Origin of the sequence: Xanthobacter pseudotagetidis, from assembly GCF_043194795.2 — a bacterium.
Taxonomy (GTDB): domain Bacteria; phylum Pseudomonadota; class Alphaproteobacteria; order Rhizobiales; family Xanthobacteraceae; genus Xanthobacter; species Xanthobacter tagetidis_A.
The window spans coordinates 1,356,436-1,378,970 of the sequence record NZ_CM195534.1; the positions used below are offsets into that span (position 1 = coordinate 1,356,436).

The window sequence follows — 22,535 nt, forward strand, 5'->3', positions numbered from 1 at the left end:
TGGTCCGTCATGGCTGGGTGCACCGCGTCCTCGTCTTCGGCATCGTATTCCTCGTCCCCGTCCTGGCCAGCGCGCCGCGCATGTCCTCTCCCGCGTGGCGCGCCTCGGCCACGGCCAGCGCCAGCGCCTCGAGCCGCGGCAGCAGCTCCGCGACCGGAAAGTCCGCCCGCGCGGCCGCGCCCGCCGTGCCCTCTCGCACGAGGGCGATGCCTTCGTCCATGCCCGTGAGCGTGAGCGCGGCCGGCGCCGGACGGGCGCAGCCCTTGGCGCAGGCGGAAAGATGCACCGTGACGGAGCCGTCGAGAATGGGCGCCAGCGTCGCCGCGACCTCCGCCGCCACCGACCGCGCCGGCATCAGGGCCGAGCGGCAGGCCGGCGTGCCGGGGCAGGCGGCGACCGACATGCGCGGGTCGTCGGGGGCGGTGAGGAAGCCGAGCCGGGCGGCCTCGGCGGCGAAGGCGCCCGCGCCTTCCGGCGCGAGCCCGACGGCGAGGAGCGCCCGTCCCGGCGCCGGGCGAAGGTCGCGCGCGCCGAGGCGGCGGGCGGCGTCGGCGAGCGCGGCGAGCGCCTCGGCCTCCATCTGCCCGAAGGGGAGGGCGATGCCTTGGGCGCAGGTGTCGTCTGCGAGGGCGAAGCGGCCGATGGGCGGTGCAGCACGGCCTGGCGCCACCCTCGCCCTTCCGGGCTTTCCCTCCCCCCTTGCGGGGGAGGGCAGGGTGGGGGGTGTCCCTCCGCCTGCGGCATCCTCGCTCTCTGCGTCCCTAGCGCCTGCGACCCCGCGCCCCAACCCTCCCCCACAGGGGGGGAGGGGGTGCGTTGCGTCGGGGGAGGGGGCGGCATCCGCAGCCAAAACATCCGCCATGCGCGCGCCGGTGCCAAGATCGGCGACGCGGCCGAGAAGATCGAGCGCGGCGTCGGCAGCTTCCGCCTCCGGCAGCACCGCGAACGTCCGGGCGATGGCGGCGTCGCCTGCGAGAGCCAGGGCCCAGAGCGGGCCGTCCGGCCGCGCGACGAGCCGCACATCGGCGGAGAGCGCATCGAGGCGGACGGCGCCGGCGCCGTCCAGCACCACCGACACCTTCGGGCCCAGCCGCGCCGAGAGCCCGCGCGCCGCGATGCCGGCGGCGATGCGCCGGGCGAGCGGGCGTGCGTCGGCGATCTCGGACGGGTCGAGGCCAGAGAGCGGAGAGACATCGAGCGGCAGGCTCTCGCGCGGGGCGATGGCGAGCGCGTTCACGGCGGCGCGCAGGCCGCCGATGGTTTCCGCCGTGAGGCCGCGCAATTGCAGGCTGCCGCGCGCGCTCACCTCCAAGAGGCCGTTGCCGAAGGCGCGGGCCGCCCGGCAGAGCCCTTCCAGCTGGGCCGGCGCGAGCGTGCCCTCGGCCGGCACGAGGCGCACCAGCAGGCCGTCGCCGGTCTCCATCGGGCGCGACAAGGCCGGGCAGGCGCCGCGCCGCTCGGGCGCAAGGGGGCGGGCGGCGGTCATCGCGCGGCCTCCGCCCGGAGCGCGTCGAGGTCGGCGTCAAGGTCGTTGCGGCGCGGATGCCACAGGCCGCGCCGGCGTGCATCGGAAAAGCGCGCCGCCATGGCGCGGGCGGCCTCGGGGTTCTGGTCGACGAGGAAGGCGCGCACCGCGCCGTCGCCGAGATAGGCCGCGTGCAGCCGGTCGAGCAGCGCGGAGGGCACGGCCTCGGTGGTCTCGGCGAAGGCGACGAGGCGATCCACCGTCTCCAGAAGCTCCGCCGCCCCGCGCGGGCCGTGGCGCATCTGGCCGGCGACGAAGACCGGCGAGACGCGGCCATGGACCAGCAAGGCGAGCGCCTCGGAAAGCGTGCGCCCGCGCGGGCGGGCAGGATCGCGGGTGTCGAGCATCACCAGATGCGCCTTGCGGCCGAGCGCGTGGGCCGCCGCGGCGAAGCCGCCGACGAAGGCCGCGTCGGCGCCGCCGTCGAGCAGGTCGCGGCCGGCATCGTCCCAGCCGTGCACGAGGCCGTCCGCCTCAGCCATGCGCGCCGCGAAGGCGCCGGGCGCGGGGCGCGCCGCGCCGTCGCTGCCGCCAAAGGCGTGGGAGGCGGCGGCGAGATAGTCCCGGCCGAGCGCGGCGCGATCCTCGAACGCGCCGCGCGCCAGCCGTGCCTCGACGCCGGAGCCGTAGGCGCCGGGCGCCGAGCCGAAGATGCGCGCGCCGTCGCCGCCCGCAGTGACGTCGGCGGCGAGGGGGTTGTCGGCGGCGTCCTCCTCCGCGCGCGCCGCCACCGCCCGCACGGCGGCGTCGAGCAGCGCCAACTGGGCCGGGAACACGTCGCGGAACAGGCCGGAGATGCGGAACGTCACGTCGATGCGCGGCCGGCCGAGCAGGGCGGGCGGCAGCACCTCGATGCCGGTGACGCCGCCGGTGGCGGCATCCCAGATCGGCCGGCAGCCCATGAGCCACAGGCCCTGCGCCATCTCCTCGCCGCCGGTGCGCAGCGCCGCGCTGCCCCACAGATCGAGCACCAAAGTGCGCGGGAACTCGCCCTGCTCCTGGAGGAAGGCGCGCACGATCTCCTCGGCCTGGAGCCGCGCGAGGTCGCAGGCGGTCGGCGTGGGCACGGCGCGCGGGTCGGCGGTGAAGAGGTTGCGCCCGGTGGGCAGCACGTCCGCGCGCCCGCGCCCCGGCGTGCCGGCGGGGCCGGCGGGGACGAAGCGCCCGTCGAGGGCGGTCAGCAGCGCGGCGCGCTCGGCTGCGGCGCTGGCGCGGCGCAGCGGGTCGGGCTCGTCCTGCGGCACCGATCCGAAGACGTGGAGGCCGTCCTTCACCGCCAGGTCCTTCAGGTCGCACAGCCAGGCGTCGATGCGGCGGAGCGCCGCGTCCGGATCGCTCTCCCCGCCGATGCCGGCGGTGGCGGCGAGGCCGCTCTCGCGCGCGGTCGCGACGATCAGGGTGGCGAGCCGCTCGCGGCGGCGCCGGTCGAGGCCGTCCGCCTGGGCATATTCGTCCACGAGGCGCTCCAGCCGCGCCTCCGCCTCCGAGAGGCCGGCGCCGGCGAGCGGGGCCGGCAGGTGGCCGATGGTGGTCGCCGAGAGCCGGCGCTTCGCCTGCGCCGCCTCTCCCGGATTGGAGACGATGAAGGGATAGATCACCGGCAGCCCCCCGGTGACGATCTGCGGAAAGCATGACCGGGTGAGCGCGACCGCCTTGCCCGGCAGCCATTCGAGCGTGCCGTGGGCGCCGAGATGCACCAGGGCACGGGCGCCGAGCCCATCCCGAACCCACGCGCCGAAGGCGATGAGCGCGTGGCGCGGCGGCAGCGCCGGGTCGTGATAGTCCGCGCGCCGGTCGAGGCTCGTGCCGCGATCGGGGGCGAGCGCGACGGTGACGTTGCCGAAGGCGGCGTGACGCACCTGGAAGGCGCCGTCCTGAAGATCGGCATCGTCGCCCGGCGCGCCCCAGGCGGCCAGGACCGCATCGCGCGCGGCCTGCGTCAGGCTGGCGAAGGCCGCCTCATAGGCCTCGCGCGGGAGGGCCGGCGCCGGCTTCAGGGCGTCCAGCAGCGCGCGGGCATCTTCGGGCACCGGGCCGACGCGATATCCGGCCTCCGCCAGCAGGAGCAGCAGCCGGCGCGCGCTCTCCGGCACGTCGAGGCCCACCGCATGGCCGGCGCGCCCGGCGGCGCCGGGATAATCGGGCAGGACCACGCACAGGCGCCGCTCCGCGCGCGGCGTCGCCGCGAGGCGCGCCAGAGCGGCGGCGCGGTCCGCCACCTGGGCGATGAGGGCCTCTTCCGGCCGGTTCACCGCCGCCGAGAAGCCGAGGTCCGTATCCTCCGCCAGGAAGTCCTTGAAGGAGAGGGCGCCCGCCAGCAGCCGTCCGTCCAGCTCCGGCAGCACCACGTGCATGGCGAGGTCGGCGGCGGAGAGGCCGCGCGGGCTCCCCTCCCACGCCGCGCGCGCCGTGGTGGCGGGCACCGCCTGGAGCACCGGCGGGCCGCCGGGCGCGAACAGGCCGTCCGCCTCCCCGGCGGCGAAGGCGGTGGCCGTGATGACCAATGCTGGATCGAAGCGGGCGACGGCGTCGCGCACCGCCGCGCGGCAGTCCTCGGCCTTGAGGCTCGCCACGAACAGCGGCAGTGGCTTAAGCCCGCGCGCGGCGAGCGCATCGGCGAGACGCTCCATGGGCGCGGCGTCCCCGGCGAGCCACATGGAGCGATAGAGGATCAGGAGCGCCGCCGGTCCTTCCGGCACGGCCGGCGTTCCTGCGAGCGAGAAGGCGCCGTCCGGCCCGCGGGCGAGCAGGCCGAAGGCCGGCACCGGGCGCGGCGCGGGCGGCGCATCGCCCTCGGCGCCGGCGGCGTAGGCCATGCAGCGCAGGAGGCTCGCGAGATTGTCCGGGCCGCCGGCGCGGAAATAAGCGAGCCAGCGCGCCAGCTCCAAGGGCGGCAGGGTGGAGAGGGCGGCAAGGCGGGCGTCGTCCTGGTCCTCGCCCGGCAGCAGCGCCAAGGCGATGCCCTTCTCACGCGCCAGCGCCGCGAGCCGCTCGGCGCCGTAGCGCCACCAGTCGAGCCCGCCCAGCTGGCGCACCACGATCACCTTGGCATGGGCCGCGACCTTCTCCAGCCACAGGTCCACCGACATGGGGTGCCTGAGGTCCTTCAGCCGCGCGAGGCGCAGGCCCGGCAGGCGCGCGCGCCCGGTCCGCCAGGCGGCGGCGAGCGCGAGCAGGTCGCTGTCGGCGAAGGACAGCGCCACCATGTCCGCGGGCGCCTGGGCGAGGTCCACCGGCTCGGCGAGGTCCTCCAGGGTCGCGGACGTGGTGGACAGGAGATGCATGGCGCTTCGCTCGCGCTCCGGGCTTCAGCCGAGGATCGTCCGCTCGGCGGCGGCGCGGTCGAAGCCCTTGAGGCCGATCACCACCAGCGCGCCGCGCCGCGTCTCGCCCGCGCCCCAGGGGCGGTCGAAATGGTGCGAGACCCGCGGCCCGACGCCCTGCACGAGCAGCCGCATGGGCTTTCCGGCCACCGCCGCGAAGCCCTTCACCCGCAGCACGTCTGCGGCCTCGGCGGCGCGCGCCACGCGGGCGGCGAGGTCGGCCGGGTCGGCGATCTCGGGCAGCGGCACGACGACGCTGTCGAAATCGTCGTGATCGTGGTCCTCCTCGTCGTCGTGATGGGTGCGGCGGGCGTCGATCTCCTCCTCCACCGCGAGGCCGAGGCCGAGCAGGGCCGCCGGGTCCACCTTGCCGTTGGTGACGGTGATCACCTTCACGGCGCGCGGCAGGTGGGCGGCGACGCGGGCGCCGGCGGCCTCGGCCGCCGCGCCGTCGATCAGGTCGCCCTTGGAGATGACGACCAGGTCGGCGCAGGCGATCTGGTCGTCGAACACCTCCTCCACCGGGTCCTCGTGGTCGAGGCTCTCGTCCGCCGCGCGCTGGGCGTCGAGCGCGTCGTGGTCGCTGGCGACGCGGCCTTCCGCGAGCGCGGGGCCGTCGACCACGGCGACGACGCCGTCCACCGTCACCCGGCTCTTCACCGCCGGCCACTGGAACGCCTGCACCAGGGGCTTGGGCAGCGCGAGGCCGGAGGTCTCGATCAGGATGTGGTCGGGCGCGCGGGCGAGGATCTTGTCCAGCGCCGGCACGAAGTCGTCCGCCACGGTGCAGCACAGGCAGCCGTTGGCGAGCTCGACGATGTCCTCTTCCGCGCAGGCCGGGGCGCCGCAGCCCTTCAGGATCTCGCCGTCGATGCCCACGTCGCCGAACTCGTTGACGATCACCGCGAGCCGGCGGCCGCCGGCATTCTCCAGCACGTGGCGGATCAGCGTCGTCTTTCCCGAACCGAGGAAGCCGGTGACGATGGTGCAGGGCACGCGGGCGAGGGAGGGGGCGGTCATGGACGGTCCTTGCTGGGGAACAGGGGCGGGATGCGCGCGACCAGCCCGCGCTTGAGGCGCTCGGGCCGCCCGCGCCAGGGCATGAGGCCGTCCTCGGCGGCGGCGAGCAGGCGCGCGCCTTCGAGGAGGTCGCCGGCGCTCGCGCCGTCGAGGTCGCCGAACACATAGGTCCAGCCGTCGGCGCGGCCGAGCGCGGCGGAGAGCGCGCGCTTGCAGTTGGCGAGGCAGCGCACGGGGGCGATCTCGATCGGGCCGGATCCGCCGGCCGCATCTGCCGCGCGCGCTGCGGCCAGCAGCGCCTCGCCCCGGGGCGGCTTGCCGTCGCCCTCGGCGCCGCAGGTGACGCAGACCAGCAGCGTCACCGGCGCGGCGGCGCCCGGGCCGCGCGCGGACACGTCCGGCGTGGTTTCGTCGGTCACGGGGGAAGACGGCGCGGCGCGCTCCACCTGGCACATTCCATGGGTGCGGGCCGCCCGCGCGCGGGCGTGAAGGGACGCAGGACCGAGGCACCCCGCCCGGCGCGGACCTTGTCGAGGGCAGGTCTCCTGGCTCGCGGATCTCAGCGCCCCCGCCGCCTTCCCGGCCGCTTGCGCGCCCAGTGGCCGTTGACGGAAGCTCACCGCTTACAGTTGCGGGGGCAGCCGCGGCTTCGGGCCTTCCGCCTTCCGGCGTGGCGCCCTACCGCATTCCCTTTTGCGCCCGGCGCGATCGCTCGCCTCCGGGACCCATCGACTGGGGCACTTAAGGGCCGGCCGGGGCGGGTTGTCAAATGGCGGGGCCGGGGTGATCGGCGGCCGCGGCTTCAGCCCAGCCGGGAGGTGCGCTCGGTCACGATCGCCATGGCGGCGGCGAAGGCCTCCTCGATGCCCAGGTTGCTGGTGTCGAGGGCAACCGCATCGTCCGCCATCACCAGGGGGGCGGCGGAGCGCTGCGAATCGCGCTCGTCGCGCTTGCGGATGTCCACCAGCACGTCGTCGAAGGTGACGGCGGCGCCACGCGCGGCGAGCTCCCGGAAGCGCCGCTGGGCGCGCACCTCGGGCGAGGCGGTGACGAACAGCTTCACGTCCGCGCCCGGGCAGATCACGGTGCCGATGTCGCGCCCGTCCAGCACCGCGCCCTTGTCCTGGGCGGCGAAGCGGTGCTGGAGGTCCAGCAGCGCCGCCCGCACGCCCGGCCGCGCCGCCACCACGGAAGCCGCCTCGCCCATGGCGGCCGAGCGCAGCGCCTCGGGGTCGATGGTTGCCAGGTCCAGGGTGCGCGCCGCGGCTTCCGAGGCGCCGACGTCGTCGAGCCCGCCGAGGGCGAGGCATCGCGCCGCCACCGCCCGGTAGAGCAGCCCGGTATCGAGATGCGGCAGGCCGTAATGCGCGGCGATGCGCCTGGCGAGCGTGCCCTTGCCGGAGGCCGCCGGCCCGTCGATGGCGATGATCACGCGAGAATCTCCGCGCCCAGCGCCCGCATCATGGGCAGGAAGCTCGGAAAGGAGGTGGCGATGAACGACACGTCGTCGACACTCACGCCCTCCTTCGCGGCAAGGCCCAGGACCAGGAAGGCCATGGCGATGCGGTGGTCCATGTGGGTCTTCACCGGACCGCCGCCGCGCACGCTTGCGCTCCCGGTGACGATCAGGTCGTCGCCCTTGACCCGGTGGGGAATGCCGCAGACGCCAAGCCCGTCCGCCACCGCGGCGAGACGGTCGCTCTCCTTCACGCGCAGCTCGGCGAGGCCGCGCATGACGGTCTCGCCCTCGGCGAAGGCGGCGGCGACCGCGAGCACGGGATACTCGTCGATCATGGACGGCGCCCGGTGGGCGGGCACCTCGACCCCCTTGAGCCGCGAATGCCGCACCCTGAGGTCGGCGACGCTCTCGCCGCCTTCGGAGCGCTCGGCGAGGGTCGCGATATCCGCGCCCATCTCCTTCAGCGTGGTGATGAGGCCGGTCCGGAACGGGTTCATCATCACGTCGGTCAGGATCACATCGGAGCCTGGAACCAGCAGCGCCGCCACCAGCGGGAAGGCGGCGGAGGAGGGGTCCGCCGGCACCGCCACCGGCGCGCCCTTCAGCCTCGCTCCGCCCTCCAGCGTCACGCGCCGCCCATGCGGGCCGTGCGGCTCGACGCTCACTTGGGCGCCGAAATGGGCCAGCATGCGCTCGGTGTGGTCTCGCGTCGCCTCGCGCTCGATCACCACGGTGCTGCCGGGGGCGCCGATGCCGGCGAGCAGCACCGCGGACTTCACCTGCGCCGACGGCACCGGGGTTTCGTAGGTGAGGGCGGTGGGCGCGACGCTGCCCTTCAGCGTCAGCGGCAGGCGGCCGCCCTCGGCTTCCGCCACCACCTCGACCCCCATCTGCCGGAGCGGATCGAGCACCCGCCGCATGGGCCGGCGCCTGAGGCTCGCATCGCCGTCGAAGGTGGCCCGCACCGGCTGGCCGGCCACGGCGCCCATCATCAGGCGCACGCCGGTGCCGGAATTGCCGAAGTCGAGCACCGCGTCGGGCGCGCTGAGGCCGCGCGGGCCGACGCCGGCCACGCGCCAATGGCCTTCGCCGAGACGCTCCACCCTGGCGCCGAGGGCGGCGCAGGCCTTGGCGGTGTTCAGCACGTCCTCGCCTTCCAGGAGGCCGGTGATCTCGGTCACGCCGTCCGCGAACAGGCCGAAGATCAGCGCGCGGTGCGAGACCGACTTGTCGCCGGGCACGCGCACCCGGCCGTTCAGCGGGCCGGAGGCAAGCGCCGTGGCGGGAACCGGCGCACCCTCGCCGTGGGCGGCGGACGCGGGCGAAGCGGTGGACATGAAAGGCCTCCCGTGGGGCCCGCCGCATCGCGCAAGCGGGCCTGTTGGCGTCATGGCAAGATCGGCCGCCCGTCTAACACAGGGCGCCGGGCGCCGCCACGCGCAGGCGGCCGGAGCCGCCGTTCACGACGGCCGCGAGGCCTTGCCCTGCGATTGGCCTTGACAGAGCCTGTGGCAGGCGCCAATGGAGCACCCTCGTTTTTACAGCCCTACCGAGGAACTTTGCCGTGGCGAAGCCTGAACTCGGCACCAAGCGCACCTGCCCGGTCACGGGGCGCAAGTTTTACGACCTGAACAAGGACCCCATCGTGTCGCCGTTCACGGGGGAATCCTATCCGCGGTCCTATTTCGAGCCCGCCGTCCGCGGCCGGGCCGAGCCCCGCGCCGTCGCCGAGGAGGCCGAAGGCGAGGAGACCGAGGCCGAGGTCATCAGCCTCGAGGAGGCCGATGAGGAGGCTTCCAGCGGCGCGGCGGCCGCCACCAGCGACGATGTGGACGACGACATCGAGGCCGGTGACGACGACACCTTCCTCGAGGAAGACGAAGATGATGGGGACGACGTCTCCGATCTGATCGGCGAAGGCCTCGAGGACGACGAAGAGGCTTGATACCGGATGCGGCCTGTGCTTAAAGGCCGCTCTCGCTCGGGGACGCGATTCCCCGGCAACCCCGCCTCGGGACATCCCGGCGCGATCTCGCCTGAAGGAAACGCCTGTTTCCGCAAGGCGTGGCGCGCAGCCCGAGGCCCGGTGGGGCCATAGCTCAGTTGGGAGAGCGCTTGAATGGCATTCAAGAGGTCGGCGGTTCGATTCCGCCTGGCTCCACCAAAAATTACACAGAAAATTCAATAAGTTGATGGGCGAGAAGTTGCCCGCGCCGCGGGATCGGCTTCCGTTATCCGTTTCCGGAAGCACATCGGAGGCGCGAGAAGGCCCGCCGCCGCAACTGTTGCTGGGGAATGCCATTCGAGGCCCCGGCTCCGCCAGGTGATCACCGCGCGCCCCTGGGACATATAAACTGGGGGGGTAGCCGACTTTCCCGCCCTGACGAATCGGCTTGCGGCACGTCGCCCTCTATGTCCGGCGTGCCGCGCTTCGACGTGCAGGCAAAGAGCGAACGGTCGATCCCAAGCGTTGCAAGGGCGCGCCGCACCAAGACCTTCCACTCGCCACTTCGGCCGCCAACGCTCGTTTGCGCGCAGGCCTGAGAGCCGATGGTACGGTTCTCCGCCAGCTTCAGAACGAAGGCAATCTGCGCCTTCGGGAACGGAGATGTCTTCGTGGAACTCTCCCCGCCCCATCGAGGGGCGTAAGTGGAAAATACCAGCTCCGACCGGGTCAGAAATTCAAAGTATAATGGAGGCGCCGGCAATCGGCCCCGGTGGGATCCGGGCCGATTGCCGTATTCCCTGGGGCCGAAGTCAGGATTTGCCGGCTGAGGCCGGCTGATGCGGGTCGTCGAGGCCCGGCACCAGGATGTCCGGATCCGTAGGACGCAGCTCTGGCTTCATGTATTTATGCGTGGTGCCGTTGAACAGCGTCCCGATAAAGCCTCGATCGAGATCGGAGGTGCCAAATAGGTAGTCGCAGATTGGGAATGTGAGGTTGAAATTGCGAGTCTGCATGAAGCCGAGCACATGATGGATATAGTGCATCCGCCGAACTGTATTGATGAGCGGGATGTATTTTAAGATCGGGTACTTGTCGTCATCAATATGAGAAAGGGTGTGCAGGCCCTCGTACAGCAGATAATAGCCCGACATGGTGATGACCACGAGATAGCCTGCGTTCGGCGACATCAGCCATCCCGCCAGCAGCGCGAACGGCAGCGAGGCGAGGATGAAGCCGATGGGCGCGAACGGCGGGAACAGCAGCGCGCGCCACTCCCGGTGGCCGTGGAAGTCGAGATCGTGGTGGGTGAAGAACTGGTGGTGCACCGTGCAGTGGCGCTTGTAGACCGCCTCCAGGCCCGGCACCGGCCGGTGCAGGATGTAGCGGTGCGCCGCCCATTCCACCCAGTTCCCGAACAGGGCGATGGCGGGAATCAGCATCCATTCCCAGAAGGTGGGGGCGTTGAGCTTTGACAGGCAGTAGGCGATGGCGCCGCCGGTGATGAGCAGCATCAGGCCGAGATGATACGCGCCATGATACCAGGCCGGCGTCTCCTCCACGAACTTCCTGCGGAACTTGACCTGCCGCTCCTTCTCGCGCTGATCGCGCCGTGGGTCCTGGACGATGGCTTCCATGGGAGCCTCCCTTTGTCGTTGGCGAGGCCAGGAAACCATCGGCAGGCGCGCATCTCCCGCTCAGGCAGGGGCGGAATTTATCATCGGGAACTATTTTTGGACCTGTGCCAGCCTGGAGGCCGGGCGGCGGCGCCCGCCTCGCTTGTCGCCTCCGGGCCCCGTCCCTATCCTTCCGGGCCTGGATGCGTGGAACGCGATGACACAGGCGCTCGGGATTCTCAGCGGCCGCTTCGGGCGGGTTGCGCTGCTCGACATGGACACGTCGCTGACGGTCCATGCGCACGGCCATTGCCATCTCGTGTTCAAGGTGTCCGGGCCGGACCAATTGTTCACGGTCGAGGGCGCGGCGCTGCCTCTGCGCGCCGACACCGCGGTCGCCGTGAATTCCTGGCAGGAGCATTCCTACGCCCACGCCACCGGCGGGGAGCGCACGGTGTTCCTCGCGCTCTACCTTGAAACCGACTGGCTGGCCGATGCCGACCGGCTCTTCAGCCTGTGCGGGCGCCCCGCCTTCTTCGGGGCGCCGGGCGTCCATGTCGGCCCGGAGGCGGAGTTCTGGCGCGACCGGCTGATGGAGATGGTGGAGGCCGGCGCCGAGGATGCGTGCGCCGTCGAGGAGGCCATCGTCCAGCTGTCATGGGCGGTCGGGCGGAGCGCTGCGAGCCGTGAGCCACGCCCAGCCCGCGCTCCGGATTTTCGCATCAGGCGCGCCATGCGCACCATGCACGAGCGCATCGGCCAGCCTTATGCCTACGACACGCTCGCCGCCTCCGCGGGATTGTCGCGCTCGCGCTTCAACGCGCTGTTCAGGGAGTCCACGGGCGTGACGCCGGCGGTCTATGGCAACGCCCTGCGCGTCGAGGCTTCGGTGGCGGCGCTCGGCACGCGCTCGACCAGCATCTCCACCGTGGCGGATGACCTCGGGTTCAGCGCGCCGAGCAATTTCTGCCGCTTCTTCCAGCAACACACCGGCCTCGTGCCCCGCGATTTCCGCCGTGCGGTGGCGATGGTGACCAATGGAACGTCTAGGGCGTAGGCTTCGCGCGCTTACGGCTGCGTCGCGCCTCTCCTACATCAACAGCGGTGATATCGCTTTGCATTGATCTTGACCGTGGCGCATCAGGGACATCTTCCGGGGTATTTACGTATTGGCTTGCGGAGGATGCCGCCGCGATCACGTCTTGGCGGATAATCTCCACGATCGCCATCGCCGCGGCCGACATCGCGCGACGGGGGTGATGAACGACTGCGATAGAGCGGGTCATGGGCCGGTCGCGGAAGCGATGCGCCTGCACCTTCTCCGCCGCCAGCGCCTGCTGGAGTGCGATGGTGGGCAGCACGGTGACGAGCTCGGTGGTCGCGATCACGTCGCAGATGGCGGGCAGCGTGTCGATCTCCAGCCGGGGATTCAGCGTGATGCCCGCCTCGGCCGCATGCTCCTCCAAGACATTGCGCAGCCCATGCCGACGCGAGGGCAGGACCAGGTCGTATCGCGTGAGATGCTCGATCATGAGGTCGCGTGGCACCGACAGGGTCGCCCCCCGGCGGCAGGCAAACACCATGTCTTCGTCGAGCACGTGTGAAGCGTTGAGACTTGGTTTCTTGCGGGGGACGTTGATGAAGGCGAGGTCGAGCTGTCCGGAAGCAACCCATTCGAGCAGCGTGTCAGTGTAGGCCTCGCAAGCGGAGAGCTGCACGTCCGGGAAGCGCGCGGCGACCTTGGCGGTGGAGCTGGCCAACGTGCTCTGGGCAACGGAGGTCAGCAGTCCAACCACCACTCGCCCGGAAATGCGCCCGTTGAGGCGCGCCATCTCCTGCACAGCGTGCTCCAAGTCGCGCAGGATGGGCGATACGAGCCGCGCCAGCGTTTCCCCGGCCATTGTGGGGGTGACGCCATGGGCGCCGCGGTCGAACAGCTTCTGGCCGAACTCGGTCTCCAGCCTGGCGATCTGCATGGAGAGTGCTGGCTGTACGATGTTGAGCTGGCGAGCGGCGCGCGTCATGTGGCGCGTTTCCGCCAGGCAGAGAAAATACTGCATCTGCCTGAGGTCCATAGGGACTCCTCCATATCCGCGGCCGCAGCCGGCGCGGCATCAATAAAAATGATCAATGAGATAATCAATCGCTATTTGTTTTGATTGAATCGCCTCCTTATGGTCCCGCGACCGTCTGGATATGGACGGCTGGCGCCAAGAATGCGGATCACCGCACGCGGCGCAGGGAGAGGCCGGGAGCAGGGGCACGGGCGAGGCAACGAGCCGCGCGGCCTCGATCCCTACAGGGAGGCGGGATTGTCCGGCGCGGAGCGGCCAGGACTCCCGAAGGCAGGAGCATGCGGCTCAAGTGCCGGATTAGCATGATTGCGTCGGCTGCTTCGCAGACGTCGGCTTGCCAAGCCGCGCGCGAGGTCTCGCATCTCTCCTGGCCGGCGTGTTGCCGTTCGATCCACGACAAGTTCGCACGCCGCAAACGGAAGAGAACCCATTACGATGCGCATTGAAACTGTGGTGCGTCCGCGGGCCCGGAACGCCGCGCCGGACCTGCGCGCCTGGCTGGAGGCGCTCGCCGGGCGCGGCGACCTCGCGGTCGCGCGCGAGGGCGTCGACCTGATCGACGAGCTGGCCGCCATCGCCAAGCGCACCGAGCGCGACAAGGCGGTGCTGTTCCCGCGGCCCAGCGGCCATGCCATCCCGGTGGCGGTCAACCTGTTCACGCGCCGGTCCTGGGTCGCGGACAGCCTCGGGCTCGACGAGGCGGACCTGCTGCCACGCTTCCTCGCCGCCGCCGCCTGTCCCGTGCCGAGCGTCGAGCTTCCGGCCGGCGCCGTCCAGGAGGTGATCCACACCGAGGTGGACCTGCTCAGGCAGCTGCCCATCCCCAAGCACAACGAGCTCGACAGCGGGCCCTACATCACCGCCGGCCTGTTGATCGCCCGCAACCCTATGACCGGGGTCCAGAACGTCTCGATCCACCGCTGCCAGATCAGCGGCCCGAACCGGATCGGCATCCTGATCCTGCCGCGCCACACCCGCGCCTATTGCCGCCTGGCGGCCGAAGTCGGCACGGAGCTGGAGGTGGCCATCGTCATCGGCGTGCACCCGGCGCTGCTGCTCGCCTCCCAGGCCATCGCCGCGCTCGACGAGGACGAGATGGCCATCGCCGGGGCGCTGCTGGGGCGACCGGTCGAGGTGGTCAAGTGCCGGACCAACGCGGTGCGGGTGCCGGCCGACGCCGAGATCGTGCTGGAGGGCCGCATCCTGCCCGGCGTGCTGGAGCCCGAGGGGCCGTTCGGCGAGTTCCCGCAATATTACGGCCCCCGCGCCCCGCGCGACGTGATCGAGGTCGACGCGCTCACCCATCGCCGGCAGCCCATCTTCCACACCATCGTCGGCGGCAGCTTCGAGCACCTGGTGCTGGGCGAGGTGCCGCGCGAGGCGACGCTGCTCCAGCACCTGAAGCGCTCGTTCCCGAACGTGCTCGACGTGCGCCTGACCCTCGGCGGTACCTGCCGCTACCACCTCGCCGTCAAGATCGAAAAGCAGAGCGCGGGCGAGCCGAAGAACATCATCATGTGCGCCTTCGGCGGCCACTACGACATCAAGCAGGTGATCGTGGTGGACAAGGACGTGGACATCGCCGTCGCCGAGGAGATCGAATGGGCCGTCGCCACCCGCTTCCAGGCCGACCGCGACCTGGTGCTGGTGGCCGGCGCGCAGGGCTCCAAGCTCGACCCCTCGTCCGAGGACGGGGTGTCCGCCAAGCTCGGCCTCGACGCCACCGCCCCGCTCACCGACGACCCGATGGCGTTCCGCCGCATCCACGTGAAGGGCGAGGAGGCGGTCGATCTCGATACCGCGCTGGTGAAGGACCCCGGCGACGCCTTCGCCCGCATCATCGCCGAGAGGCCCTGAGGCGCCGTTCCGCCGGCGCCCCGCCAACGTCCCAGAACAACGAGCATCGTCCATGAGCATGTTGACCGATCTGTCCGCCAGGAACCTCGTCGACGGCGCGTGGGTGGACGCGGCCGAGGGCGCCACCGCCCCGAGCTTCGATCCCGCCACCGGCGCTGTCATCGGCCATTTCCCGGCCTCGACGGCGCTCGACGCCCACGCCGCCATCGCCGCCGCGCGCCGGGCCTTCGAGCAGCCGGGCTGGGCGCAGAACCCGCGCCTGCGCCAGCTCGTCATGCTGCGCTGGGCCGACGCCATGGAGCGCGACGGCGAGGCGCTGGCGCGCCTTCTGACCGCCGAGAACGGCAAGCCGCTCGCCCAGTCGCGCGGCGAGATCGCCGGCTCGGTGTCCGAAATCCGCTATTATGCGGGCCTCGCGCGCTACATCCCCGGCCACGCCTTCGAGGTCGAGCCCGGCGTCTACTCGACCATGATGAAGGAGCCGGCCGGGGTCGCCGGGCTCATCATCCCGTGGAACGCACCGGTGGTGCTGCTGATCCGCGCGCTCACCCCGGCGCTCGCGGCGGGCTGCACCGTGGTGGTGAAGCCGGCGCCGCAGACCGCCATCCTTACCGCCGAGGTCCTGCGCACGCTGCACGAGGTGGAGGGCCTGCCCGCCGGCGTGCTCAACCTCGTCTGCGAGACCGGGCACGAGGTGGCGCGCGCGCTCGTCACCTCGCCCGAGGTGGACGTGATCTCCTTCACCGGCTCCAACGCCACCGGCACGCGCATCATGGCGGACGCCGCGCCTACCATGAAGAAGCTGTCGCTGGAGCTGGGCGGGAAGTCCTGCTGCCTGGTGTTCCAGGATGCGGACGTGGACGCGGTGGCGCCGAAGCTCGCGGCGGCGGCGACCATCATCTCCGGCCAGCAGTGCACGGCGGCCCGGCGCGTGCTGGTGCACGAGAGCCGGTTCGAGGCGATGAAGGCGGCGCTCGGGGCCGCGCTCGCCGGGCTCAAGCTCGCGCCCGGGGACGCCCCCGGGGCGCAGATCGGCCCGCTGATCGACGCCGACGCGCTCGCGCGGGTGGGCCGGCGCATCGAGGAGACCATGGCGGCGGCGGACGAGGTGGTGCTGGCCGGCGCGCGGCCCGGCGGGGCGCTGGAGAAAGGCACCTTCCTTTCGCCCACGCTGGTGGCGCACGAGGACACGGCCGCCTTCTTCGTCCAGGAGGAGATCTTCGGCCCGCTGGTGGTGATCGAGCGCTTCTGCGACGAGAAGGACGCGGTGCGCCGCGCCAACCACACGCAATACGGCCTGTCCGCCAGCGTGTGGACCCAGGACGGCGCCCGCGCGCTCCGGGTGGCCCGCGCGCTGCGCAACGGCACGGTGTGGATCAACGACCACAACAAGCTGTTCGCCGAGGCCGAGACCGGCGGCTACCGCCGCTCCGGCCTTGGGCGCCTGCACGGCTACGACGCGCTGATCGACTTCGTCGAGATCAAGCACGTCTACCAGGACGCCGGCGTGGTCTGAGCTGCCGGCGGGGCGGATCGTCGTGAACGTGGGAGAAGCTTAAGCCGATCGTTCGAAGTCGTGCAGATGGCGGATGCAGGTTATCCGCTTTGATGGGTCGCGTTTCATTTGTTCACGGGCTGCTGCTCCGCAGACGAGCAGGCCAAGAAAGACGGATAGGGAGGAATACATGACGCGGAGATGGGGTGCCCCTGCGGCCCTGGCCATGGCTGCCGCCCTGCTGGGCGCTGGCCCGGCGGTGGCGAAGATCGGCTCGTGCGACGCGCCGATCCTGCTCGGAACGACGATCTCGGAGACCGGGCCGTTCTCCACCCTCACCGACAACTGGAAGAAGATGACCGAAATCTTCTTCGAGGAGGTCAACAACGCCGGCGGCATCTATGTCGAGGCATGCAAGAAGAAGCTACCCGTCAAGATCCTCATCTATGACGACCAGAGCAGCCCCTCGACGGCCACCTCGCTGTTCGAGAAGATGGCCTCCGTGGACAATGTCGACTTCTTCGTCGGCCCGGACTGGACCTCCCTCGGCCTGCCGGTGCCGACGGTGGCCGAGCGGCACCAGATCCCGATCGTGACCGCCAACGTGGCGACGCCCTCGGCCTATCAGCGCGGCCTGAAGTACATGTGGGGCACGCCCTACCCGGTGGTGCCGCTGTGGTCCCAGCGCTATTTCGAGATGCTCACCAAGGTGGAGCCGAAGCCCAAGACCATCTTCTTCGTCACCCACGACAACCCGGTGATGAAGGGCATCACCGACTACTGGGCGCCGAAGGCCGAGGAGCAGGGCATCAAGATCGTCGGCCGCGAGCTGTTCCCGGCCGACGCCAAGGACTTCAGCGCCATCATCCTGAAGATCCGCGCCGCCAAGCCCGACATCGTCTACATCGCCTCGTTCGACAACGTCTCCGCGCCGCTGGTGCAGCAGATGCGCCAGCAGCGCGTCAAGGCGATGGACGTGCACCACACCATGCTCACCGGCGCGCTCGCCCGGCAGGTGGGGCAGGACATCGAGGGCATGACCGGCGAGCTCGCCTGGTATCCCGACGTGGGCGGCCCGCACAGCGAGCTCGTCAAGAAGGTCCTGGAGCGCTCGAAGGTGGACATGTTCGAGAGCATCTTCACCATGGGCCGGATCGCCTCCTATCTGGTGATGGTGCAGGCGATCGAGCGCGCCGGCGCGGTGGACCGCGAGAAGGTGCGCGAGGTGCTCACCAAGGGCACGTTCGAGGCGCCCCCCGGCCCGGTGGTGTTCAACGAGAACGGCTTCCCCACCACCAACGGCGCCTTCACCATCCAGATCCAGAACGGCAAGGTCGCGGTGGTCTGGCCGCAGACGGCCGCCAAGGTGATCTGGCCCTCGCCCACCTGGAAGTGAGCCGCACCGCCTCCCGGCGGGCGGGCGCAAGCCCTGCCGCCGGGAGGCCCGCGCATCCATCGAGCGGGCCGCCCGCGCGCCACCGGCCGCACGGGCGTCTCCGACGAGCCTGAAAGCAACACGCCATGTCCCTGGACATCCTCATCCAGATCGCGATCGGCGGCATCCTGATCGGCGGCCTCTACGCGCTCTTCGCCTTCGGCCTGTCGCTGATCTACGGCGTCGCCCGCATCCTCAATTTCGCGCACGGCACGCTGCTCGCGATCGCCGGCGTCCTCGGCAGCATCCTCTACGGCGTGCTAGGCGCGAACCCGCTGGCGCTGGTCGCCATCATCGGCCTGCTCGCCGTGGTGTTCTTCGGCTTCGGCTGGGCGTTCCACGACACGCTGCTCGCGCCGCTGAAGCGCCGCAGCCACTTCGAGGCCTCGGTGGGCACCGTGCTCACCACCGTGGGCGCGCTCATCATCATCGGCGACGTCGCCGCCGCCCTCGCCGGGCCGCGGCCGCGCAACATCCCGATCCGCTCCGACGTGCTGGAGTTCGGCGACGTCCTGATCCCGATCTCGCAGGCCTGGATGCTGGCGGCGATCGCGGTCCTCACCGTGGTGCTGCACCTCGTCCTCACCCGCTCCTGGTACGGGCGGGCGGTGCGCGCGGTGACGCAGGACCACGTGGGCGCGGCGCTCTGCGGCGTGCGGGCGCGCGTGATCCACGGCATCACCTTCGGGCTCGGGGCGAGCCTCGCCGCGGTCGCCGGCGTGCTCTACGCCACCGTGTTCCCGATCGATCCCTATGCCGGCTTCAACCTCACGGTGAAGGCCTTCACCATCATCGTGCTGGGCGGGGTGGGCAACCTCGTCGGCGCGCTCGCCGCGGGGCTGTTCCTCGGCGTGGCCGAGGCCTTCACGGCCTTCTTCTGGGCCGCCGAATGGGCGTCCGCTTTGTCGATCTTCCTCCTGCTCGCGATCCTGGTCGCCTTCCCGCAGGGCTTTGGCAGCGCGAGGAGGACCTGATGGCCCACAACGAGTTGACCATGCCGCAGACCTCTTCCCGGCCTCCCGCATTCGGTGGCCTCGGCGTCGTCATCGGCGCCGCGGCGGCGGGCGTGCTCGCGCTCGGCGTGCCGCAGTTCGGCGTGCCCTACGTGACGAACCTCGTCTTCACCTTCCTGGTCTTCTTCATCCTGGCGCAGAGCTGGGACTGGATCGGCGGGCTCGCGGGCTACGTCAATCTCGGCCATTTCGCCTATTACGGCATCGGCGCCTACGCCTTTGCCGCTTCGCTGGTGGCCGGCGTGCCGACGCCGCTGTGCTTCCTCATCGCCGCGGTGGCGGTGGCGGGGATCGCGGCGCTGCTCTCGTTCCCGCTGTTCCGCCTCAAGGGCGACTATTTCGCGTTCGCGACGCTCGCCATCCTGCCGCTGGCCGAGCTGCTCGCCTTCAACCTCGTGCCGCTCACCGGCGGCGCCGACGGCATCGTGCTGCCGCCGCACTACGTGCTGGTGCCGGCCTTCTACACCGCGGTGGGCCTTGCGGTCGTGACCTTCGCGCTCTCGGTGCTGCTGGCGCGCAGCCGCTTCGGCTATGCGCTCAAGAGCATCCGCAACGACGAGCAGGCGGCCGAGGTGGTGGGCATCCGCATCTTCCCCGCCAAGCGCGCGGTGATGGTGCTCTCCGGCGCCTTCGCGGCGCTGGCCGGCGCGGTGCACGCCTGGCAGCTGTCCTATATCGATCCGCCCACCGTGTTCGGTCTCAACGTGGCGCTGGTGCCGGTGGCCATGGCGCTGTTCGGCGGCTCGGGACTGCTGTGGGGGCCGCTGGTCGGCGTGGTGCTCCTGTTCTCCATCCAGCAGTATCTGCTGGTCAACATGACCATGCTGCACGCCACGGTGTATGGCCTCATCATCCTGCTGATCGGCCGGTTCATGCCGGGTGGCCTGCTGCGCTCCGCCTTCGCCCGCTCGACGCCGGGCCTGCGCGCCCTGTCGCGCGAGGTGCATCACGAGATCGAGGCCGCCCCGCCGGCGGCGACGCACGAGCGGCGCCTGCCCATGCCGGTGCGCGCGCCCGATCCGGACAAGGTGCTTCTGTCGCTCAAGGGCATCACCAAGGCGTTCGGCGGCAACGTGGCGGTGAACAACGTCACTCTCGACGTGCGCGAGGGCGAGGTCATCGGTCTCGTCGGCGCCAACGGCTCCGGCAAGACCACGCTGTTCAACTGCATCTCCAAGGTCTACGAGCCGCAGGGCACCTTGCTGTTCGACGGCGCCGACATGAAGGGTCTGCGGCGCGACGAGGTGGCGGGCATCGGCGTCGGCCGCACCTTCCAGAACCCGCGCCCGTTCGGCGACCTGACCGTGGCCGAGAACATCGCGGTCGCGGCCACCTTCCGCGCCGACAAGCCGTCCATGACCGAGGCGCTGAAGGAGGCGGAGAGCTACGCCGCCTTCGTCGGGCTGGAGGAGCGCTTCACCCAGCGCGCCGACGCCTTGTCGCTGCAGGAGAAGAAGAGCCTGGAGCTGGCGCGCGCGCTGGCGCTGCATCCCAAGCTCCTGCTGGTGGACGAGGTGGCGTCCGGCCTCACGCCGGCCGAGGTGAAGCGGTTCGTGTCGCACATCCGCGAGATCCGCGAGGTCTACGGCGTCACCGTGATCTGGGTGGAGCACATCTTCTCCGCCCTGGCCCAGATCGTCGACCGCCTCGTGGTTCTGGAGCAGGGCCAGGTGATCGCCGATGCGCCGCTCGCCGAGGCGGTTCGTGACGAGCGCGTGCTTGCCGCCTATCTCGGCTCGGCCGCCACCAAGGAGGGCCACTGATGCTTGCCGTCTCTCACCTCGTGGTCGACCACGGCAAGATGCGGGCGCTGTGGGATGTGAGCCTTTCGGTCGAGGCCGGCGAGAAGGTGGGGCTGCTCGGCGCCAACGGCGCGGGCAAGAGCACCACGGTGGGCGCCATCATGGGCCTGTTCCCGCCGCAATCGGGCGAGATCCGCTTCGAGGGCCAGTCCATCGCCGGGCGGGCGCCGGCCGAGAACGTGGCGCGCGGCATCGCGCTGGTGCCCGAGGGCCGGCGGCTGTTCCCCGAGATGACCGTGGGCGAGAACCTGGAGATGGGGGCCTATCTGCGGCCCCTGCGCGGCGGGCTCGACACCCGGCTCGGCTTCGTGTTCGACCTGTTCCCGATCCTGAAGGAAAAGGCCGCGCAGCCCGCGGGCGAGTTGTCCGGCGGCCAGCAGCAGATGGTGGCGATCGGCCGCGCGCTGATGTCGGAGCCGCGCCTGCTGCTGCTCGACGAGCCGTTCCTCGGCGTCGCGCCGCTGGTGATCGAGGACGTGATGAACGCCCTCCGGCGCGTCGCCGCCACCGGCGTGACGATCCTTCTGATCGAGCAGAACATCCACCGCGCGCTCGACTTCGTCGACCGCGCCTATGTGATCGAGAACGGCCGCACGGCGCTCGAGGGAACGCGCGAGAGCCTGATCGGCGATGCCGATTTCGGCTCCAAGTTCCTCGGCCTCGAGTGAGGCGCGCCGGCGGGCCAGCAAGGGAGAGACGAGGATGGGACGTTTGAGCGGCAAGGTCGCGCTGGTGACCGGCGCGGCCCAGGGCATCGGCGCGACCTACGCGCTGGCGCTGGCGCGGGAAGGCGCCAAGGTGTCGATCTCCGACATCGCCGCCCCCGAGGCGACGCGCGCTGCCATCGAGGCCGAGGGCGGCACCACCCTGGCGCTGGCCGCCGACGTGACCGACCCCGCCTCGGTGGAGGCCATGGTGCGCGAGACCGTGGATGCCTTCGGCAGCGCCGACATCCTGGTCAACAACGCCGCCCTGTTCGGCAATCTCACCCTCAAGCCGTTCTGGGAGATGTCCGGCGCCGAGTGGGACAAGGTGATGGCCGTGAACGTGCGCGGCGTGTTCGAGTGCGCCAAGGCGGTGCTGCCGCACATGCGCGCCAGCGGCTACGGCAAGATTGTCAACGTCGCTTCCGGCACGGTGTTCAAGGGCTCGCCCCTGATGCTGCACTACGTGACGTCGAAGGGCGCCGTGGTGGCGCTCACCCGCGCGCTTGCCCGCGAGGTGGGTGGCTTCGGCATCCGCGTGAACTGCATCGCCCCCGGCCTCACCATGAGCGCCAACGTGAAGGCCAACGCCGACTGGGCGGGCGAGATCGTCGCCGCCAACATCGCCTCGCGCGCCCTGAAGCGGGAGGCCGAGCCGGAGGACCTGATCGGCACGCTGCTGTTCCTGTGCTCGGCCGACAGCGACTTCATGACCGGCCAGACGGTGGTGGTGGACGGCGGCTCGGTGATGCACTGATCGGGCGGCGCTTCCGGCTCTCTTCCACGTCAGCGCAAGGGCCACGGCCGGCATGCCCGCTTTCCGTTGGGGCGGGCATGCCCCACGAAATGGCCACGTCTCCCTCAAAATGGGGACGCCTTCGGCTGGTAGGCACGCCATGAACGGGGCAGCCACCAGCATGGAGGACAGACGGATGCACACCAACGACCTCTTGCCGCTCCAGGTCACGCGCGACGGCTCGGTCATCGTCCTGCGCAGCATGGGCGAGGCGGCGGACTTCCTGCGCTCGCTGCCGATGGCGCGCCATGCCGGCATGCTGATCGAGGTGATGGAGGCGGCGGACGCGCCCGAGCTGAAGCGGCGCGCCTGGAAGGCCTTCGAGACCTTCGCATCGGCCATGCGCATTCCGGTCCGGCCCGCCGCCCATTAGAGCGCGATCCGATCAAATTGAATCAATTTGATCGGCGAATCGCCCTCTAATTTAAGGATAGAGAACGCGTTATCCGATCGGCTTGCATCGCCAGCCG

General features: G+C 71.1%; 18 protein-coding genes, 1 tRNA gene and 1 riboswitch. Of the genes, 11 read left to right on the forward strand and 8 right to left on the reverse strand.

All coding sequences use genetic code 11. The features are described from left to right. Positions 1-7 precede the first annotated feature (7 nt). The 6 genes from cobG to aroA form a co-directional block, all read right to left on the reverse strand. Positions 8-1,486 carry a precorrin-3B synthase gene (cobG, locus tag V5F67_RS06290; RefSeq protein ID WP_394020050.1) on the reverse strand — a complete coding sequence of 493 codons (1,479 nt, stop codon included), beginning with the start codon at positions 1,484-1,486 and terminating at the stop codon, positions 8-10. Then, the gene (gene cobN, locus V5F67_RS06295) at positions 1,483-4,809 is read right to left on the reverse strand and encodes a cobaltochelatase subunit CobN (protein ID WP_394020048.1); all 3,327 of its coding nucleotides are present in this window, start codon (positions 4,807-4,809) and stop codon (positions 1,483-1,485) included. The genes cobG and cobN overlap by 4 nt, the downstream gene beginning before the upstream one ends. 24 nt (positions 4,810-4,833) lie before the next feature. Continuing rightward, complete coding sequence (cobW, locus tag V5F67_RS06300; protein ID WP_394020046.1) at positions 4,834-5,868, reverse strand: cobalamin biosynthesis protein CobW; 1,035 nt, start codon at positions 5,866-5,868, stop codon at positions 4,834-4,836. Next, on the reverse strand, positions 5,865-6,287 hold the full coding sequence (locus V5F67_RS06305; RefSeq protein WP_394020044.1) for a DUF1636 family protein: 423 nt from the start codon (positions 6,285-6,287) through the stop codon (positions 5,865-5,867). Before V5F67_RS06305 ends, cobW begins: the two co-directional genes overlap by 4 nt. Before the next feature lie 99 nt (positions 6,288-6,386). Then, positions 6,387-6,613, reverse strand: a riboswitch (cobalamin riboswitch). A gap of 57 nt (positions 6,614-6,670) precedes the next feature. Beyond that, entirely contained in the window at positions 6,671-7,300 is a 630-nt protein-coding gene (locus tag V5F67_RS06310) for a (d)CMP kinase (RefSeq protein ID WP_394020042.1), read from the reverse strand. Then, a complete protein-coding gene (gene aroA, locus V5F67_RS06315; protein WP_394020040.1) occupies positions 7,297-8,664 on the reverse strand; it encodes a 3-phosphoshikimate 1-carboxyvinyltransferase in 1,368 nt (455 codons plus the stop codon). Before aroA ends, V5F67_RS06310 begins: the two co-directional genes overlap by 4 nt. Positions 8,665-8,891: 227 nt before the next feature. Here aroA and V5F67_RS06320 point away from each other — a divergent pair, with 227 nt between their 5' ends. Together V5F67_RS06320 and V5F67_RS06325 are read left to right on the forward strand one after the other, a co-directional pair. Next, positions 8,892-9,272, forward strand: coding sequence for a TIGR02300 family protein (locus V5F67_RS06320; protein WP_394020038.1), 381 nt, complete (start codon positions 8,892-8,894; stop codon positions 9,270-9,272). Between the two features lie 143 nt (positions 9,273-9,415). Further along, positions 9,416-9,491 (forward strand) — tRNA-Ala (locus V5F67_RS06325). Between the two features lie 593 nt (positions 9,492-10,084). Here V5F67_RS06325 and V5F67_RS06330 read toward each other — a convergent pair. Further along, positions 10,085-10,909: a sterol desaturase family protein gene (locus V5F67_RS06330; RefSeq protein WP_394020036.1), complete on the reverse strand. Its 825-nt coding sequence runs from the start codon at positions 10,907-10,909 to the stop codon at positions 10,085-10,087. A 196-nt stretch (positions 10,910-11,105) separates the two neighbouring features. Here V5F67_RS06330 and V5F67_RS06335 point away from each other — a divergent pair, with 196 nt between their 5' ends. Continuing rightward, entirely contained in the window at positions 11,106-11,945 is an 840-nt protein-coding gene (locus V5F67_RS06335; protein ID WP_394020034.1) for an AraC family transcriptional regulator, read from the forward strand. On the opposite strand, the gene V5F67_RS06340 is transcribed toward V5F67_RS06335, so the two are convergent. Next, a complete protein-coding gene (locus V5F67_RS06340) occupies positions 11,935-12,963 on the reverse strand; it encodes a LysR family transcriptional regulator (protein ID WP_394020032.1) in 1,029 nt (342 codons plus the stop codon). The two genes, V5F67_RS06335 and V5F67_RS06340, sit on opposite strands and share 11 nt — an antisense overlap. 435 nt (positions 12,964-13,398) lie before the next feature. Here V5F67_RS06340 and V5F67_RS06345 point away from each other — a divergent pair, with 435 nt between their 5' ends. The 8 genes from V5F67_RS06345 to V5F67_RS06380 all read left to right on the forward strand — a co-directional run bounded on the left by V5F67_RS06345 (position 13,399) and on the right by V5F67_RS06380 (position 22,438). Then, positions 13,399-14,820 carry a UbiD family decarboxylase gene (locus V5F67_RS06345; RefSeq protein WP_394020030.1) on the forward strand — a complete coding sequence of 474 codons (1,422 nt, stop codon included), beginning with the start codon at positions 13,399-13,401 and terminating at the stop codon, positions 14,818-14,820. 52 nt (positions 14,821-14,872) lie between these two features. After that, positions 14,873-16,336: an aldehyde dehydrogenase family protein gene (locus tag V5F67_RS06350; RefSeq protein WP_394020028.1), complete on the forward strand. Its 1,464-nt coding sequence runs from the start codon at positions 14,873-14,875 to the stop codon at positions 16,334-16,336. A gap of 169 nt (positions 16,337-16,505) precedes the next feature. Further along, positions 16,506-17,711, forward strand: a complete 1,206-nt coding sequence (locus V5F67_RS06355; RefSeq protein ID WP_394020026.1) for an amino acid ABC transporter substrate-binding protein — start codon at positions 16,506-16,508, stop codon at positions 17,709-17,711. A 125-nt stretch (positions 17,712-17,836) separates the two neighbouring features. Continuing rightward, a complete protein-coding gene (locus V5F67_RS06360) occupies positions 17,837-18,724 on the forward strand; it encodes a branched-chain amino acid ABC transporter permease (RefSeq protein WP_394020024.1) in 888 nt (295 codons plus the stop codon). Continuing rightward, entirely contained in the window at positions 18,724-20,526 is a 1,803-nt protein-coding gene (locus V5F67_RS06365; protein WP_394020022.1) for a branched-chain amino acid ABC transporter ATP-binding protein/permease, read from the forward strand. Before V5F67_RS06360 ends, V5F67_RS06365 begins: the two co-directional genes overlap by 1 nt. Next, on the forward strand, positions 20,526-21,233 hold the full coding sequence (locus V5F67_RS06370; protein ID WP_394020020.1) for an ABC transporter ATP-binding protein: 708 nt from the start codon (positions 20,526-20,528) through the stop codon (positions 21,231-21,233). The genes V5F67_RS06365 and V5F67_RS06370 overlap by 1 nt, the downstream gene beginning before the upstream one ends. A 34-nt stretch (positions 21,234-21,267) precedes the next feature. Further along, the gene (locus V5F67_RS06375) at positions 21,268-22,026 is read left to right on the forward strand and encodes an SDR family NAD(P)-dependent oxidoreductase (protein ID WP_394020018.1); all 759 of its coding nucleotides are present in this window, start codon (positions 21,268-21,270) and stop codon (positions 22,024-22,026) included. 175 nt (positions 22,027-22,201) lie between these two features. Further along, positions 22,202-22,438, forward strand: a complete 237-nt coding sequence (locus V5F67_RS06380; RefSeq protein ID WP_394020016.1) for a hypothetical protein — start codon at positions 22,202-22,204, stop codon at positions 22,436-22,438. Positions 22,439-22,535: the final 97 nt, after the last annotated feature.